Source organism: Nocardia sp. NPDC056100, assembly GCF_042266325.1.
Lineage (GTDB): Bacteria > Actinomycetota > Actinomycetes > Mycobacteriales > Mycobacteriaceae > Nocardia.
In genome coordinates, this window is sequence record NZ_JBHJVY010000006.1 from 181290 (window position 1) to 195250 (window position 13961).

At 67.7% G+C, this 13961-nt stretch carries 13 protein-coding genes; 6 read left to right on the forward strand and 7 right to left on the reverse strand.

Features of this window, described 5'->3' with window-relative positions; translation table 11 throughout:
* Positions 1–39 precede the first annotated feature (39 nt).
* The gene (locus ACFC0O_RS39945; protein WP_375967367.1) at positions 40–939 is read left to right on the forward strand and encodes an alpha/beta fold hydrolase; all 900 of its coding nucleotides are present in this window, start codon (positions 40–42) and stop codon (positions 937–939) included.
* Positions 940–994: 55 nt separating this feature from the next.
* On the opposite strand, the gene ACFC0O_RS39950 is transcribed toward ACFC0O_RS39945, so the two are convergent.
* Positions 995–1447, reverse strand: coding sequence for a helix-turn-helix domain-containing protein (locus ACFC0O_RS39950; RefSeq protein ID WP_375967368.1), 453 nt, complete (start codon positions 1445–1447; stop codon positions 995–997).
* A 76-nt stretch (positions 1448–1523) separates the two neighbouring features.
* Here ACFC0O_RS39950 and ACFC0O_RS39955 point away from each other — a divergent pair, with 76 nt between their 5' ends.
* Positions 1524–2363 (forward strand): class I SAM-dependent methyltransferase, encoded by an 840-nt coding sequence (locus tag ACFC0O_RS39955; RefSeq protein WP_375967369.1) that lies wholly within the window; start codon positions 1524–1526, stop codon positions 2361–2363.
* 81 nt (positions 2364–2444) lie between these two features.
* Here the strand turns inward: ACFC0O_RS39955 and ACFC0O_RS39960 are convergent, their stop codons facing one another.
* From ACFC0O_RS39960 to fadD11, 3 genes are all read right to left on the reverse strand, one after another.
* The gene (locus tag ACFC0O_RS39960; protein WP_375967371.1) at positions 2445–3101 is read right to left on the reverse strand and encodes an enoyl-CoA hydratase-related protein; all 657 of its coding nucleotides are present in this window, start codon (positions 3099–3101) and stop codon (positions 2445–2447) included.
* Positions 3098–3733 carry a TetR/AcrR family transcriptional regulator gene (locus ACFC0O_RS39965; RefSeq protein ID WP_375967373.1) on the reverse strand — a complete coding sequence of 212 codons (636 nt, stop codon included), beginning with the start codon at positions 3731–3733 and terminating at the stop codon, positions 3098–3100. The genes ACFC0O_RS39960 and ACFC0O_RS39965 overlap by 4 nt, the downstream gene beginning before the upstream one ends.
* Before the next feature lie 89 nt (positions 3734–3822).
* Positions 3823–5637, reverse strand: a complete 1815-nt coding sequence (gene fadD11 / locus ACFC0O_RS39970; RefSeq protein WP_375967374.1) for a fatty acid--CoA ligase FadD11 — start codon at positions 5635–5637, stop codon at positions 3823–3825.
* Between the two features lie 203 nt (positions 5638–5840).
* Between fadD11 and ACFC0O_RS39975 the strand changes: the two genes are divergently transcribed.
* From ACFC0O_RS39975 to ACFC0O_RS39990, 4 genes are all read left to right on the forward strand, one after another.
* Positions 5841–7187, forward strand: coding sequence for an MFS transporter (locus tag ACFC0O_RS39975; protein ID WP_375967376.1), 1347 nt, complete (start codon positions 5841–5843; stop codon positions 7185–7187).
* 13 nt (positions 7188–7200) lie between these two features.
* A complete protein-coding gene (locus ACFC0O_RS39980; RefSeq protein ID WP_375967378.1) occupies positions 7201–7860 on the forward strand; it encodes a response regulator transcription factor in 660 nt (219 codons plus the stop codon).
* A 3-nt stretch (positions 7861–7863) separates the two neighbouring features.
* Positions 7864–9432: an ATP-binding protein gene (locus ACFC0O_RS39985; protein WP_375967380.1), complete on the forward strand. Its 1569-nt coding sequence runs from the start codon at positions 7864–7866 to the stop codon at positions 9430–9432.
* 130 nt (positions 9433–9562) lie between these two features.
* The gene (locus ACFC0O_RS39990) at positions 9563–10477 is read left to right on the forward strand and encodes a TAXI family TRAP transporter solute-binding subunit (protein WP_375967381.1); all 915 of its coding nucleotides are present in this window, start codon (positions 9563–9565) and stop codon (positions 10475–10477) included.
* A 152-nt stretch (positions 10478–10629) separates the two neighbouring features.
* On the opposite strand, the gene ACFC0O_RS39995 is transcribed toward ACFC0O_RS39990, so the two are convergent.
* From ACFC0O_RS39995 to ACFC0O_RS40005, 3 genes are read right to left on the reverse strand one after another with little or no spacing between them, the layout of a single operon-like run.
* Positions 10630–11985, reverse strand: coding sequence for an SPFH domain-containing protein (locus ACFC0O_RS39995; RefSeq protein ID WP_375967383.1), 1356 nt, complete (start codon positions 11983–11985; stop codon positions 10630–10632).
* A 50-nt stretch (positions 11986–12035) separates the two neighbouring features.
* Complete coding sequence (locus ACFC0O_RS40000; RefSeq protein ID WP_375967385.1) at positions 12036–12695, reverse strand: response regulator; 660 nt, start codon at positions 12693–12695, stop codon at positions 12036–12038.
* A complete protein-coding gene (locus tag ACFC0O_RS40005; protein WP_375967387.1) occupies positions 12692–13957 on the reverse strand; it encodes a histidine kinase in 1266 nt (421 codons plus the stop codon). The genes ACFC0O_RS40000 and ACFC0O_RS40005 overlap by 4 nt, the downstream gene beginning before the upstream one ends.
* Positions 13958–13961 lie beyond the last annotated feature (4 nt).

Sequence of the window (13961 nt, forward strand, 5' to 3'; positions counted from 1 at the left end):
CGTCACCGCGGGTGGGGCCGCGCTCGAAGAGAGGTACCTATGACATCGGCTGACACCGGTGAGTCCGCGCTGGAGTTGCGGCGGGACGGTTTATTGCTGTCGGCACGGCAGTTCGGGGAGGCCGACGCACCGCTGGTGATGCTGCTGCACGGTTTCCCGGACTCCCCGCACAGCTGGGACGGGTTGATCCCGCTGCTGGTCGATTCCGGTTTCCAGGTGCTGACCCCGTGGCTGCGCGGCTACACCCCCGAGTCGGCCCGCCGTCATGCTCGCTATGACCTGATGGCGGTCGCGGACGATATCGCGGCCTGGCATCGTGCCCTGGGCGGCCCGCCGACGCATCTGGTGGGTCATGACTGGGGTGCGTTCGCGGCGATGGTCCTGTCCAAACGCCAACCCCGCCAATGGCTTTCCCTGACTCAGCTGGCGATCCCGCCGTTCGGCGCAGGGTTCCCTCCGGCCGCGGCGTGGCAGCTGCCCCGGCAAACCGTGATGTCGTCCTATATCCCGATAATGCAGTCCGGTGCCTCGCATCGCCTGCTGACCCGTCATGACGCGGCGTTCGTGCGGCGGCTGTGGCGGCGCTGGTCACCGGGCTGGGATTTCACCGAGGCCGAGTTCGCGCCCACCGCAACGGTTTTCACCGATCCGGCGACCGCGCACGCGGCGACCCGCTACTACCGTTCGCTGTTCACCGTGCATCGCGCCCCCACGCGCCGGTTCCATCGCGTGCTCATGGCGGCTCCCGCACCGATTCCGACGCTGGCCCTGTCCGGTGCGCGCGATGGCTGTATGTCCCCGCCGATGCAATTGGCGTTGGCGCGCAGTGCGGGGGTCGATGCCGCTCAGATACCGGACGCGGGCCATTTCCTGCATGCCGAACAACCCGTCGCGGTGGCCGAACACCTGCTGCCACATCTGCACGCCACGTCCCGCTGAACCCCGTCGGCCGCTGTTAAACCGTCCGCGCACCGAACCTCATACGGCCCGAACCTCATACCGGCAGTGCCCGTCCGATCCGATGCGGTTGCGGCCGTGCCGGATCGGCGAGGGCCGCTTCGAGCAGCTGCTGGAAGGTGGGGCATTGCATATGGGTGGGCGCGGAGCAGTCCGCGGCGTGGCGCAGGCTCTCACTCAGAGTGGTCAGGCGTGCGATGGTGCGGTCGAGTTCATCGGCTTTGGCCGCGAGCATGGCGCGATCGAGGTGCGGGTCGCCGTCGGGGGTGAACATGCGCCCGATTTCGTCGAGGCTGAATCCGGCGGCGCGTCCCATGCCGATGAGGGCCAGTTGGCGCAGCACGCTGGGCGCGAACATGCGGCGTTGTCCGCGCCGGCCGGTGGAGGTGATGAGGTTGCGTTCCTCGTAGTAGCGCAGGGTCGAGGCGGGTATGCCCGAGCGGGTGACGACCTCACCGATATCGAGATCCACGCCGGTGCTGGGGTTCATGGCTTGACCTCTAGTCGACTTGAACTGACACAGTGAAGTCTGTACCGCAGATCCCGGTGAGTAAAGGAGATCCCCCATGGCGAGCGCACCGCAGGCCGATGAGCAGAGCACCCGCTGGAACGGCCCGTCCGGGCACGCGTGGGTGCAGTGGCAGGAGCTGCTGGATCAGGTGATGAAACCGCTCGAGGAGTTGCTGGTGCAGCCGGTGGTCGCCGGATCGGGGGCGCGGATACTCGATGTGGGGTGCGGGGCGGGTGCGACCACCATCGCGGCGGCGCAACGTATGGGTGCGTCCGGTAGTTGTACGGGGGTCGATATCTCCGAGCCGATGATCGCCGCGGCGACGGCGCGCGGGGTGGATTCGGGTGCGCGCGTGGACTTTCTGCTCGCCGATGCCCAGACTCACGATTTCGAACCGGCGTCGTTCGATCTGATCCTGTCCCGGTTCGGGGTGATGTTCTTCCCCGATCCGGTGGCCGCGTTCACGAATTTGCGCTCGGCTACCCGAGAGGGCGGCGCACTGCGGTTCCTGGCGTGGCGCGGTACCCAGGACAATCCGTTCATGACGACCGCCGAGCGCGCGGCCGCCCCGCTGCTGCCGAATCTGCCGCCGCGCGTGGCGAATCAGCCGGGCCAGTTCGGGTTCGCCGATCCGGAGTTCGTGCGCGGGGTGCTCGACAAGAGCGGGTGGGCCGATATCTCGGTGCGTCCGGCCGATGTGCGGTGCGCGATGCCCGAGGAGTCACTGGTCGGGTATTTCACCCAGTTCGGCCCGGTGGGTCAGGTGCTGCCCGAGGCCGATGACTCCACTCGCGCCGAGGTGATCGAGGTGGTGCGGGCGGCGTTCGAGCCGTTCGTGGACGGCGATCAGGTGCGCTATACCTCCGCGTGCTGGATGGTCGACGCTCACGCGTGATGAATCCTGTTGCCGCGCGGCGTTATTCGCACCTGATGCGCCGGACCGCAGCGGAACCGCACCGGGCCGTGCAGGGTGCGGTTAGGGGTTGGTCAGCGCGGTGACCGCCCCGGCGAACATGACGCTCTTGATCGCTCCGAGCGTGCTCTGATCCTTGGCCCCGAGTGGGGCGAGCACGGCCACCGCCGCGTCGAGGACTTCGGCCTCGGGTGCGGTGGCGTCGATGAGTTCGTATTCCACGGCCTCGGGCGCGGGAAAACGCCGCCCGGTGGTCATGGACGCGATGGCCGAACGCGGGGTGAGCTTGCCTTGGATGAGCGCTGCCATGCCCTTGGTGAACGGGATGCGGATATCGGCTTCGGGGAAGCAGAAGTAGCCGCGGTCGGCGCGCATGAGGCGGAAGTCGTGGGCGATGGCGAGCATGGCTCCCGCGCCGAAGGCGTGTCCGGGCAGTGCGGCGGCGGTGGGCAGCGGGAAGGTGAGCATGCGGGCGAGCAGTGCCTGCACCTGTGCCACATACCAATCCGCGCGGTCGCCATTGGCCGAGAGCCATTCCAGGTCCAGGCCGTTGGAGTAGAACTTGCCGCCGCCGGTGGTGATGAGCGCGTGCGAGCCATCGGTCAGCACGGTGTCCAGGGCGGCGTTGATCTGGTCGAGGCGTTCGGGGGTGAAGCGGTTCTCATCGCCGCCGAGGTCCAGGACGGCGATCTTGTCGCGGTGGGTGAGGGTGATGCTCATGAGGGTTCCTTCGGATCGGAGTGTGACGGTGTGGTTCGGGGTGCGGGTCCGACCGCGAGGACCGCGCGCACGGCGGCGCGCAGATGTTCGCGGGCGGTGGGGTCGGCGAGCCGGTCGCGGCGCAGCAGGATGGCGGTGGGCAGATCGACCAGGCAGGTGGTGATGGCGTCGACGGCGCGCCCGTCCTTGCGGCCCCACAGGTCCAGGGCCAGGCGTTTCATCAATTCGATGAGGGAGCGTTCGAGTCCGCCGAGCTCATCGGCGACCTCGGCGGGCAGGTCATCGCCGAGCAGATCCCCGCGCCGCACGGTCAGCAGCAGGCGGGAGGATTCGGGAAAGCGTTGCGCGAACACCGCGGGCGCGTCCGCGGCGGCCACCACGGCCTCGACTCCGCCGCCGTCGTGGGCGTCGATGAGTTCGAGCTGGACGGCTCCGAAGCGTCGGGCGGCGCGAATCCAGGTGCGCCCCAACAGTTCCGAGCGCGACCCGAAGGTGTGGTAAATGGCCCCGTTCGATACCCCGGTGGCGGTGGCGACGGCGCGAATGGTGACCGCGGCGGCCCCGCCGTCGGCGGCCAGTGCTTCGGCGGCATCGAGGACCGTGCCGGGGTCGTGGGTGCGGGGGCGGGGCATAGTCGAAACATAACAGAGCAAGCGCTCTGTTACGAGTGTGGTGTGTGGCACCCGCCCGAAGACGGGTGCTTCACCTGCGGGAATGCCTCCTACGCGGGCGCGGAGGCCTGTTCGGTGCTCGGTTCGTGGACGTCGGCGTCGCGTTCGGGCGCGTACATGCGCTCGATATCGGCGGCGTATTTGTCCGCGATCGGGTTGCGGCGCAGTTTCATGGTCAGGGTGATCTCGTCGCCGCCGGGCTCCCAGAACACGGGCAGGATCACGAACCGTTTGATCTGCTCCACGCGGGACAGATGCGTGTTCCCGGCCGCGACTCCGCGTGCGATCTCGGCGATCACCTCCGGATGCGCGGCCAGTGACACCGCCGACGCATCGGTCAGATTGTGCTGTGCCGCATACGGTTCGGCGGATTCGGCGTCCAGGACGATGAGTGCGGTGTTGTAGGGCCGCCGATCGCCGATGGTGGCCAGGGCTCCGATGAGCGGGGTGGCAGCTTTGATGGTGTTCTCGATATTGGCCGGGGACATATTCTTGCCGCCGGAATTGATGATGAGTTCCTTCTTACGGTCCACCACGCGCAGATAACCGTCCGCGTCCTGGGTGACGATATCGCCGGTGGCGAGCCAGCCGTCCTGTAGAGCGTCGGCGGTTTTGCCGGGCTCGCTGCGGTATTCGCGCATGACCAGGGGTCCGCGGACCAGGAATTCGCCGTCCTCGGCGATTTTGGATTCGAGTCCGGGCAGCAGTTTGCCCACGGTGCCCAGACGGGCTTGGGTGGGCGGGCTGACGCTTGCCACACACGTCAGCTCGGACATGCCCCACACTTCGGAGATGGGGATGCCGAGCCCGAAGAAGAAGCCGAGTGTTTCCGCCGGAATCGGCGCGGCCCCCGAGAGCGCCCATTTGAGTTGATCCAGGCCGAGTTTGGCGCGCAAGGCCGACAGCACCAGTTCATCGGCCTTGGCCCATTCGGCGGCTTGCACGTCATCGAGCGGTACGCCCGCCAATTGCGCCTGGGCTTTGCGGTCGGCGACCTCGAGTGCCCACGCCAGCGCGGCCTTGCGCGCGGGATCGGTTTCCCCTGCGACCGCGAATTCCACTCCCGCCTTGAGCTTTTCCCACACGCGCGGCACCGCGCCCCAAATGGTGGGCCGCACATCGACCAGCGCGGCACCCAGGAGCGCGCGATCGGGCACCGCGGTGATCTGACTGCCGAAGTATTCGTGCAGATACAGCCCCGTCACCCGATCGGCCATATGCGCGCTCGGCAGATACGAGGTGATGCGGTCCCCGAATTCCACGGGCATCACCGAGGCGTACGCCTGGCATTCGAAACTCAGGTTGGCGTGCGATATCTCGACGCCTTTGGGGTTGCCGGTGGTGCCCGAGGTGTAGCACAGGGTCACGATGTCCTCGCCGGTGACGGCCTGCCAGGTGGCGTCGAAATCGAAGTCCGAACGCGCGAGCGAGGTCAGTTGCGCCACCGACAGCGTGCCGGGCACCGCACGATCCACGCACACGATCGTTTCGATCGGCACCCCCGAGGCCCGGATGCGGTCCACGTATTGGGCTTCGCAGATGACGATCCGATTCCCGGCATTGGTGAACACATAGTTCAACTGTTGCGCGGTGAGGGTGTTGTACACCGAGAACGAGGTCGCGCCCGCGTGCTGCGCGCCCACTTCCAGGGGATAGAACTCGACCCGGTTGGCCATCATCAGGGCCACGGTGTCCCCGCGCCCGACCCCGAGTGCGGCCAGACCCCCGGCGACCGCGCGCACCTGTGCGGCGTATTCACCCCAGGTCAGCGACTGCTCCCCGCCGATCGAGCGCACCGCGATGGCGTCGGGGTCGATGGCCGCGGTCGCCTGGAATGCCGCCGGGGCCGTAATCATTTCTGCCATAACACTTCTCGATCCACTCACCAGCCTGCTCTCTCAGACAGTAGAGGGTGACCGTGGGGCGCGCAGGAGGTTTGCGCGCATCGCCGCCGGGTGGTGATCGTCCTAAGGGACGGTTAGGAAACCCCGTCATGGCTTCTGCGGGCGTGTGTCGCGGGCCACAGTGGGTGCGGGATGCGATGAGGCTCCCAGAGAAGGAGTATCCGGTGACCGACATCAAACCCGGCGGGGAGCGGCGGGTCGTGGCCAATGTGCTGCGCGGCTCGATCGGCAATCTGGTCGAATGGTACGACTGGTATGTCTATGCGGCGTTCAGCGTGTATTTCGCGAAATCGTTCTTCCCCGACGGGGATCCGACCGCGCAATTGCTGTCCACCGCCGCGGTGTTCGCGGTCGGATTCCTCATGCGCCCGATAGGCGGCTGGGCGCTGGGCCGGTACGCGGATCGGTTCGGGCGGCGCGCGGCGCTGACCCTGTCGGTGACGGTGATGGCGGCGGGTTCGCTGATCATCGCCGCGACCCCCTCGTACGCGACGATCGGATTGGCCGCACCGGTCATTCTGCTGCTGGCGCGACTGTTGCAGGGATTGTCGGTCGGCGGTGAGTACGCCACCAGCGCCACCTATCTGTCCGAGGTCGCCTCGGCGGGCAAACGCGGGTTCTATTCGAGCTTCCAATACGTGACGCTGGTGGCCGGGCAGTTGACCGCACTCGGTGTGCAGTTGGTGCTGTTGCAGTTCCTGTCCTCGGCGCAAATGTATTCGTGGGGCTGGCGTATCCCATTCCTGATCGGCGCGTTCGGTGCGATCGTGGTGATGCTGCTGCGCCGCGGTATGGACGAATCCGAATCGTTCCGTGCCGAATCGGCTGCGCCGCAAGCCAAATCGAATCGCGGGTCGCTGCGGGTGCTGTTGCAGTATCCGCGCGAATGCCTGCTGGTGGTGGGGTTGACCCTGGGTGGCACGGTCGCGTTCTACACGTACACCACCTATATGCAGAAATACATGGTCAACACCTCGGGTATCTCCAAGCCGACCGCGGCGTGGATCAATTTCGCGGCGCTGCTGGTGTTCGTGGTGTTGCAGCCGATCGCGGGCGCGCTCTCGGATCGCATCGGCCGGCGCAAACTGCTCATCACCTTCGGTGTGCTGGGGACGCTGGGCACGGTGCCGTTGATGACACTGCTGGGCGATACCCGCAATCCGTTCGCCGCGTTCGCGTTGATGCTGTCCGCGCTGGTCATCATCACCGGCTACACCTCGATCAACGCGATCGTCAAAGCCGAACTGTTCCCGACGCGTATTCGCGCACTCGGGGTCGGATTGCCGTACGCGCTCACGGTCGCGATTTTCGGTGGCACGGCGGAAATGATCGCGCTGGCATTGAAGAAGGCCGGGCATGAGTCGCTGTACTTCTGGTACGTGTCGGCGTGCGTGCTCATCTCGCTGATCACCTATTTCTTCATGCGGGAAACCTCCGCGGCCTCGACCATCGATGCCGAGGACAGCCCGGCGGTGCCGAACCCCGTGCCGGTCGCGGTCCCGCAGCACTGAAAGAATCCGGTCCATGCGCCTTGCGGTAGTCGAAGATGACGACGGGGTCGGTGACGCCCTGGTGGAGGCGTTCACCGCGCGCGGATTGCAGGCGACCCGGATGCGCCGGGGTGCGGATCTGCTGATCGCGCATCGCGGATATGACGCGATCATTCTGGATTTGGGTCTGCCCGATGCGGACGGGCTCACGGTGCTGCGGCAATTGCGGGAAGTGAGTGCGGTGCCGGTGGTGATTCTGACCGCCCGTAATGACGAACGTTCCATCGTGCGCGGATTACGCGGCGGCGCGGACGATTACGTGGTCAAACCGGCGCGCATTTCCGAATTGCTGGCGCGCATCGAGAATGTGACCCGCCGTGCCGGTGCGGTGACCGCACCACCGCGGCGCACGGTCGAATCCGGGGATGTGCGGGTGGATCTGGGTGCGCGGCGGGTCGAGGTCGCGGGCGTCGATATCGGGTTGACGCCCAAGGAGTTCGAATTGGTGGAAGCGCTGGTGGAGCGGCCCGGTGCGGCGGTGAGCCGCCAGCAGTTGATGGATCGCATCTGGGGTGACGCGTTCGTGGCGGTCTCACGTTCGCTCGATGTGCATATGACCGGATTGCGCGCCAAACTCGATCGGCCCGGCCTGATCACCACCATCCGCGGCTACGGCTACCGCTGGGGTGAGTAGGTCATGCGCCGCCGCCTGCTGATCGCGTTGACGGTGTTCGCCACCGTCGCGGTGCTCGCGTTCGCGATCCCGCTGTGCCTGACCGCGGCCACCAGCCGCACCCAGGAATTGATCCTGGGCCGCACCGGTGACGCGGACCGCCTGGCCGCGCTCGCGGTAACCGCCGCCGCCACCGGCGACAATCGCGCCCTGACCATGGAGGTGGATCGCTATCACGACCTGTACGGCGAACCGGTGCTGGTGATCGACGGGCGCGGCACCCCGATCGTGAATGCCGGTGTGAACCAGCAGGATCCGGTCGTCGCGACGGCGTTGAGCGCCGCGCGCCGCAATCAGCGCACCGCCACCGTGCAACGCCTGACCCCGTGGTCGAACACCGGCCTGCTCATCGCCCGCCCCGTGGGCAGCGACACCCATGTGGACGGTGCGGTCCTGATCGAGGCCTCCACTGCCACCGCCCGCACCGATATCACCCGCGTCTGGGGAATCGTCGCCGTCGGCGGTCTGGCGGCCATGGCCCTGTTCACGGCCCTGGCCCTGATGCTCTCGCGCTGGGTCCTGCGCCCGCTGGCCGGACTCTCCGGATCGGTCGCCGAACTCACCGCCACCCTGCCCAAACCGCGCACCGCCACCCCCGTCACCCGCCATCACGGCGGCCCACCCGAACTCCGCGCGGTCGCCGAATCCTTCGACACCATGGCCCTGGCGGTCCGCGATTCGGCCCGAGCCCAGCGCCGCCTGGTCGATGACACCGCCCACGCCATGCGAAACCCGCTGGCCGCGTTGACCATTCGCCTGGACTCCCTCGAACCCGGCGTCTCGGAGACAGCACTGCCCACCTTGCACGGCGCGACCCGCGAGGTAGAGCGCCTCACCGCACTGCTGGACGGCCTGCTCGATCTCGCGGTCGCCGAGGGCACCGATTTCGACCCCACCCGAGCCCCGACCACCGACCACTGTGACCCCGACACTGTCATCGACGACCGCATCGACGCCTGGCAGACCGCATTCGAACACTCCACGCAGACCCTGGTGCGAGCCCCGTCGGACAGCATGCCCGTGGCGGTGACCGAGTCGACGGCACCGGACACCACTGCGGCCGCGACCAGCCCGAACGAGGCCGTCTCGGCAGACTCCACATCTCACAGCGACGGCGGGCAGGGTGAGAGCACCCCGCGAGGCGACCTGTTCGCGTGGCCCGCTTCGACGCACCACGCCACCGAAATCGCGGTCTCGGCGGATGTGCTGGCGCAGATTCTCGATGTGGCGCTGAGCAATTCCTGCCGATACGCGGGCCCGGGCTCGACCACCTACCTGGGCGTGAGCACCGAACCCGGATGGGTGATCGTCACCGTCACCGATGACGGTGTCGGTGTGCCCACCGCCGAACTCGCCGAACTGACCACCCGGTTCTACCGAGGCTCATCCGCGGACGGGATCGGCGGATCCGGCTTGGGACTGCCGATCGCGGCCGCACTGACAACGTCGCGCCACGGCACACTGACGCTGCGCCCGGTGCGACCGCACGGCCTGTCGGTCATCGTGCGCCTGCCCGTGGGGACGCCGCGATGACCGCACCGCGATCGCGCACGAGCGCCGCCGGGCGAGGGTCGCGAATTCCGTCCGAACGCACACGCCGGGCCGCCGCATCGCTTGATGCGGTATTCCACTCTCCCACAGCATCTTTCGCTGGCGGTCAGCGATGATCGGGCGACGCGGATTCCTGCGCGGCGCGGGTGCGCTCACGGCCGGGACCGTACTGTCGGGCACGCTCGGGGGATGCGCGAGCGATGAGACAACCGTGCGCATGGCGGCGGGGGAGTCGGGTGGGTTCTATTACGCCTTCGCGCAGCTGCTTTCACGGACCGCGGCGGGGTCCGGAGTACGGATCGAGGTGGTGAGCACCGCCGGGTCGGTCGACAATTTGGAGTTGCTGGCGCGTGGGGGAGCAGAGGTGGGGTTGGTGCTGGCCGATTCGGTGGCCGACAGCGCTGATCCGCCGCCCGCGATCGGGCGCGTGTACGAGAACTATCTTCAGGTGGCGGTGGCCGCGGACGGGCCGATTCGAAGCCCGGGCGATATGCGGGGTGCGCGAATCAATGTGGGGGCCACCGGGTCCGGGGCCGCTCATACCGGGGAGAAGTTATTGTCGGCGGCCGGTTTGAGCCCGGCCGAGGTGACCGCGACGCATCTGCCGCTCGCCGAGGCGGTCACGGCATTGCGGCAGGGGCGCATCGACGCACTGCTGTGGGCGGGTGGGGTGCCCACGCCGGCGCTGGCCGAGCCCGGGGTGCGACTGCTGGATCTGGGGTCGCTGACCGAGCCGATGCGCGAACGGTTCGGATACCTGTACGACCCGGTGCTGATTCCGGCGGGCACCTATCCCGGCTCGCCCGCCGTGCACACCATCGGGGTGGCGAATCTGCTGGTGGCCGCGCCCGCCCTGGCGGACTCGACCGCGCGGGCGCTCACCGAAGTGCTGCTCGCGCACGCCGATTCACTGGTTCCCGCCGAAGCCGCGGGTACCCAGTTCCTGGACGCACGATCCCTGATCGGTACGGGCACGGTGCCGCTGCATCCGGGTGCGGCGGCCGCCTACCGCCGTCACCACGGATGACCCGCACCCCACACGACTGATGTCACGACGAACGACACGACTTCGAGTACGACATTGGCTCCGCCCGAGTGTTGACTGTGCTCGAGTGTGCGCCGACAGGGCTGTGCCGCATCATGTTCGCCGCGAATGCCGGACCGGGCAGTCCGGTGACGTCAGCCCTTCGGTGACTGCCGTACCGCGTCCACGATTTCGGTGAGCTGGGCGATGATGCCGGTCAATCCGGTGGTGTCCCCGCCGATCTGCACTGATTTGAGCTCGGCGGGCGCGGGCATGCGGGACACGATCGCGGGGAGTGACTGCACCAGCTGGGCTTGAATATTGGTCGCGCTGCGACCGTTGGCATTGTCGATGCCGACCTTGTCGCGTTCGAGGACCAGGAGTTGTTCCTCGTGCGCGGCGCGCGTACGGGCTTGCGCCAGTGCCAGTTCCGCCTCGAGCTGTTGGCGCGCGAGTTCGTGGTGCAGGCGCGTGTTCTCCACCTGTTCGGCATGGCGTTCGCGTTCGAGGCGCAGTGCCTGCAATGCGGTCTCCTGGGCGAGTTCGGCGACCGCGCGTTCGTCATCGTGTTCACGGTTGGTGCGCCGCAACGCTTCCACCGCTTCGCGATCGAATCGCGCGGCCTCATTGCGGGCACGTAGTTCGGCCAGTTCGCGTTCGTTCTCGATGCGTCGTTCCTCGGTGGTGCGCGCGACCGCGACCTGCCGTTCGGACACCGACTGCTGGGCTTCGAGTTCGGCCAGTCGCGCCACCCGATCCTGTTCACTGCGGTACGGCCGTTGCAGGTTCTCCCACAGCGTGTTCGAGGACACCACCGCCTCTTTGATCTGCACGGTCACGATATTCAGCCCGAGCCCGCGATCATTGCGGCTCTCCCCGCCACTACCCTCGGCGACGGTGCGCAGGCGTGCGGTGAGTTCTTCGATGATGGGTTGTTTATCGCTGAGCACATCACGCACCGCCATGGTGGACACCTTGTCCTTGATGGCGGCCTCGGCCTGCTCCCGCAATTGCACATTCACCAGTCGCATCGGATCCTCGGCATCGGAGAAGTCGAGTTTGCGATACGCGGTGGCGAAATCGTCGATGATCCACTGCACATACCCCTGCACCAGCACACCCTGCAATTCCTTGCAGATGCAGTAGGCGTTGATCAGGATCGTCTGAATCGCGCCCGGCACCACCAGATACGAGTCGGTGGACGGATCGAACCGGAACGACACCCCCACCCCGATATGCAGCGGTTCGGCCCGCCCGCGCCGGGTGTGCACCACGAACGCGTTGGGCGGCACCAGCACCGTCTGCCACCGCCAGAACCCGGTGATGCGCACATCCACCGGGCCCTGCGCGGGCGTCTCACGCGCGGGCCCGATCCGCCCCGCGCGTTTCCCCAATGCCCCGCGAGCCGGAGCGCCCGCGGATTCGGCGCGCGCGGGCCCCGACCGCAGATCCTCTTCCAGCGCCGCCTGCTGTGCCACCACGTGGTCGAGATAATTGTTCTTGGCTGCCATGGGCGCACGTTACCGTCGCAAACCGCTGCGGCCCAGCGATTTTCGTGCCGCTACGACAGCCGCGCACCCAGCAGCGCGAGCTGTAACCGGTTGGCGGTCCCGGTCTTGCTCAGCAGATTGGTGATGTGGGTTTTGACGGTGGTGACACCGACATGCAGGCGCACCGCGATCTCGGCATTGCCCAATCCGTCCGCCAGCAGTGCCAGCACTTCGGTTTCGCGCGGCGTGAGACCCGATAGGGGGTTCGGCCCGTTCGCCGGTGACACGAGCGACTCGGGTGCGGTGCGCGCCCGCACGGCGGCATCCACCACGCGCTGCAAAATCTCAGGGGTGAAGGCTTGCTCACCGGCCGCAGCCCGATGGATGCCCGCCAGCAGTTCCGCCGGTGAAGCGTCCTTGACCAGGAATCCGGCGGCCCCGGCCGCGAGCGCGGGATACAGGTGGTCGTCATCGTCGAAGGTGGTCAGCACCAGCACCCGGGTGGCGGGCCGGGCAGCGAGAATGGCGGCGGTGGCTCGAATGCCATCCATCCCGGGCATCCGCAGATCCATCAGCACCACCTCGGGTGCGAGCTGTTCGGCCAACCGGATGGCCTCGCGCCCGGTGGCGGCCTCACCCACGACCTCGAGCGCGGGATCGGTATGGCACAGCATGCGCAACCCGGCCCGCACCAACTGCTGATCATCGACGATCAGGACACGCACACTCATGCGGGCACCCGCGCTCCCAGGGGCAGGCGCGCACTGAGCCGCCACCCCGGATGCGCGGGCGCGGCCTCGAACTCCCCACCGAGTAACTCCACGCGTTCGCGCAATCCCACCAACCCCAATCCCCGGCCGTCCGTCTCACCGGGCAGCGCATCGGCGGCGACGATCATTCCCGAACCGTGCGACGGCAGCGCCGGTGCGCCCGAACTCGCCGGATGCCGGGTATGCCCGCTCCCTCGTCCGGAACCGTGCGGCCGCCGGGAACCGTTGTCGCGCAACACGAACACCACTTCGTCCTCGTCCGCGTCGATGCGCAGATCCGCGGTGACATCGGTGCCCGCGTGCGCGGCGATATTGGCGATCCCCTCCTGGGTCAGGCGCAACAGCGTCAGCGCGGACACCGCGTCGATCTCACCGGCACGCTCATCGATCGCACAGTCCACGGTGATCCCGAGTGCGCGGGCGCGTTCGGCGACCGCGCGCACGGTGACCGGCAGATCGGCGGGGGAGAGGAACGCCTCACCCGTCATATCCGGATCCCGCAGGATCGACACCAGGCGGCGCAGATCGGCCAGGGTTTCGCGGCCACTGGCATGGATCTCGTCCAGCACCTGCAACACCGGAGCGGGTGCGTCGGGCAGCGCGTGCCGCGCCACACCCACCCGCAACACCGTCGAGGACACGTGATGGGCGATCAGATCGTGCAGTTCGCGCGCGATGGCGGTGCGTTCGAGCGCGCGTGCGGCCGCGACCTCACTATCACGCCGCCGCGCCACTTCCACCGCGACCCGGCGCGCCTCGACCGCGGATCGGTGTGCCGCGCGCAGCACTCCACCCAGCAGCAGCGGTGCCCCCGCCATCACCACCGCGCGATACCCATTGGCCGCGAACTCGCCACTGGGATGCAGCAGGTACACCGCCGCCAGCACGACGGCCCCGAGGTAGGGCTGCCACCCATCGCGGCGCGCCGCCAATTCGGTCAACGCGATCCCCGCACCCACCTTGGCGACCAGCGGGCCGGTGGAACCGAATTCGAACCCGGCCAGCAACAGCGCGGAGGTCACCAATGCCGTGGCCAGTGGCCGGCGCACACCTACGGCGGTGACACCGACCGCGAGTAACGCGATGGCCCAATCGATTCCATTCGGCGCGGTGGACAGGAACAGCAGACAGCCCAGCGCGGGAATCAACAGCACCACGGCACGCACCGGTATGGCGCGCGGATCGAGCCATGAGTCGAGACCGTGCGCCCGTGCTTGATCCATCACA

Excerpts from the sequence above, each read along its gene's own strand:
- ACFC0O_RS39945 (WP_375967367.1), top strand. The coding sequence starts at position 40 with ATGACATCGGCTGACACCGGTGAGTCCGCGCTGGAGTTGCGGCGGGAC.
- ACFC0O_RS39950 (WP_375967368.1), bottom strand. The coding sequence starts at position 1,447 with ATGAACCCCAGCACCGGCGTGGATCTCGATATCGGTGAGGTCGTCACC.
- ACFC0O_RS39955 (WP_375967369.1), top strand. The coding sequence starts at position 1,524 with ATGGCGAGCGCACCGCAGGCCGATGAGCAGAGCACCCGCTGGAACGGC.
- ACFC0O_RS39960 (WP_375967371.1), bottom strand. The coding sequence starts at position 3,101 with ATGAGCATCACCCTCACCCACCGCGACAAGATCGCCGTCCTGGACCTC.
- ACFC0O_RS39965 (WP_375967373.1), bottom strand. The coding sequence starts at position 3,733 with ATGCCCCGCCCCCGCACCCACGACCCCGGCACGGTCCTCGATGCCGCC.
- fadD11 (WP_375967374.1), bottom strand. The coding sequence starts at position 5,637 with ATGGCAGAAATGATTACGGCCCCGGCGGCATTCCAGGCGACCGCGGCC.
- ACFC0O_RS39980 (WP_375967378.1), top strand. The coding sequence starts at position 7,201 with ATGCGCCTTGCGGTAGTCGAAGATGACGACGGGGTCGGTGACGCCCTG.
- ACFC0O_RS39985 (WP_375967380.1), top strand. The coding sequence starts at position 7,864 with ATGCGCCGCCGCCTGCTGATCGCGTTGACGGTGTTCGCCACCGTCGCG.
- ACFC0O_RS39990 (WP_375967381.1), top strand. The coding sequence starts at position 9,563 with ATGATCGGGCGACGCGGATTCCTGCGCGGCGCGGGTGCGCTCACGGCC.
- ACFC0O_RS39995 (WP_375967383.1), bottom strand. The coding sequence starts at position 11,985 with ATGGCAGCCAAGAACAATTATCTCGACCACGTGGTGGCACAGCAGGCG.
- ACFC0O_RS40000 (WP_375967385.1), bottom strand. The coding sequence starts at position 12,695 with ATGAGTGTGCGTGTCCTGATCGTCGATGATCAGCAGTTGGTGCGGGCC.
- ACFC0O_RS40005 (WP_375967387.1), bottom strand. The coding sequence starts at position 13,957 with ATGGATCAAGCACGGGCGCACGGTCTCGACTCATGGCTCGATCCGCGC.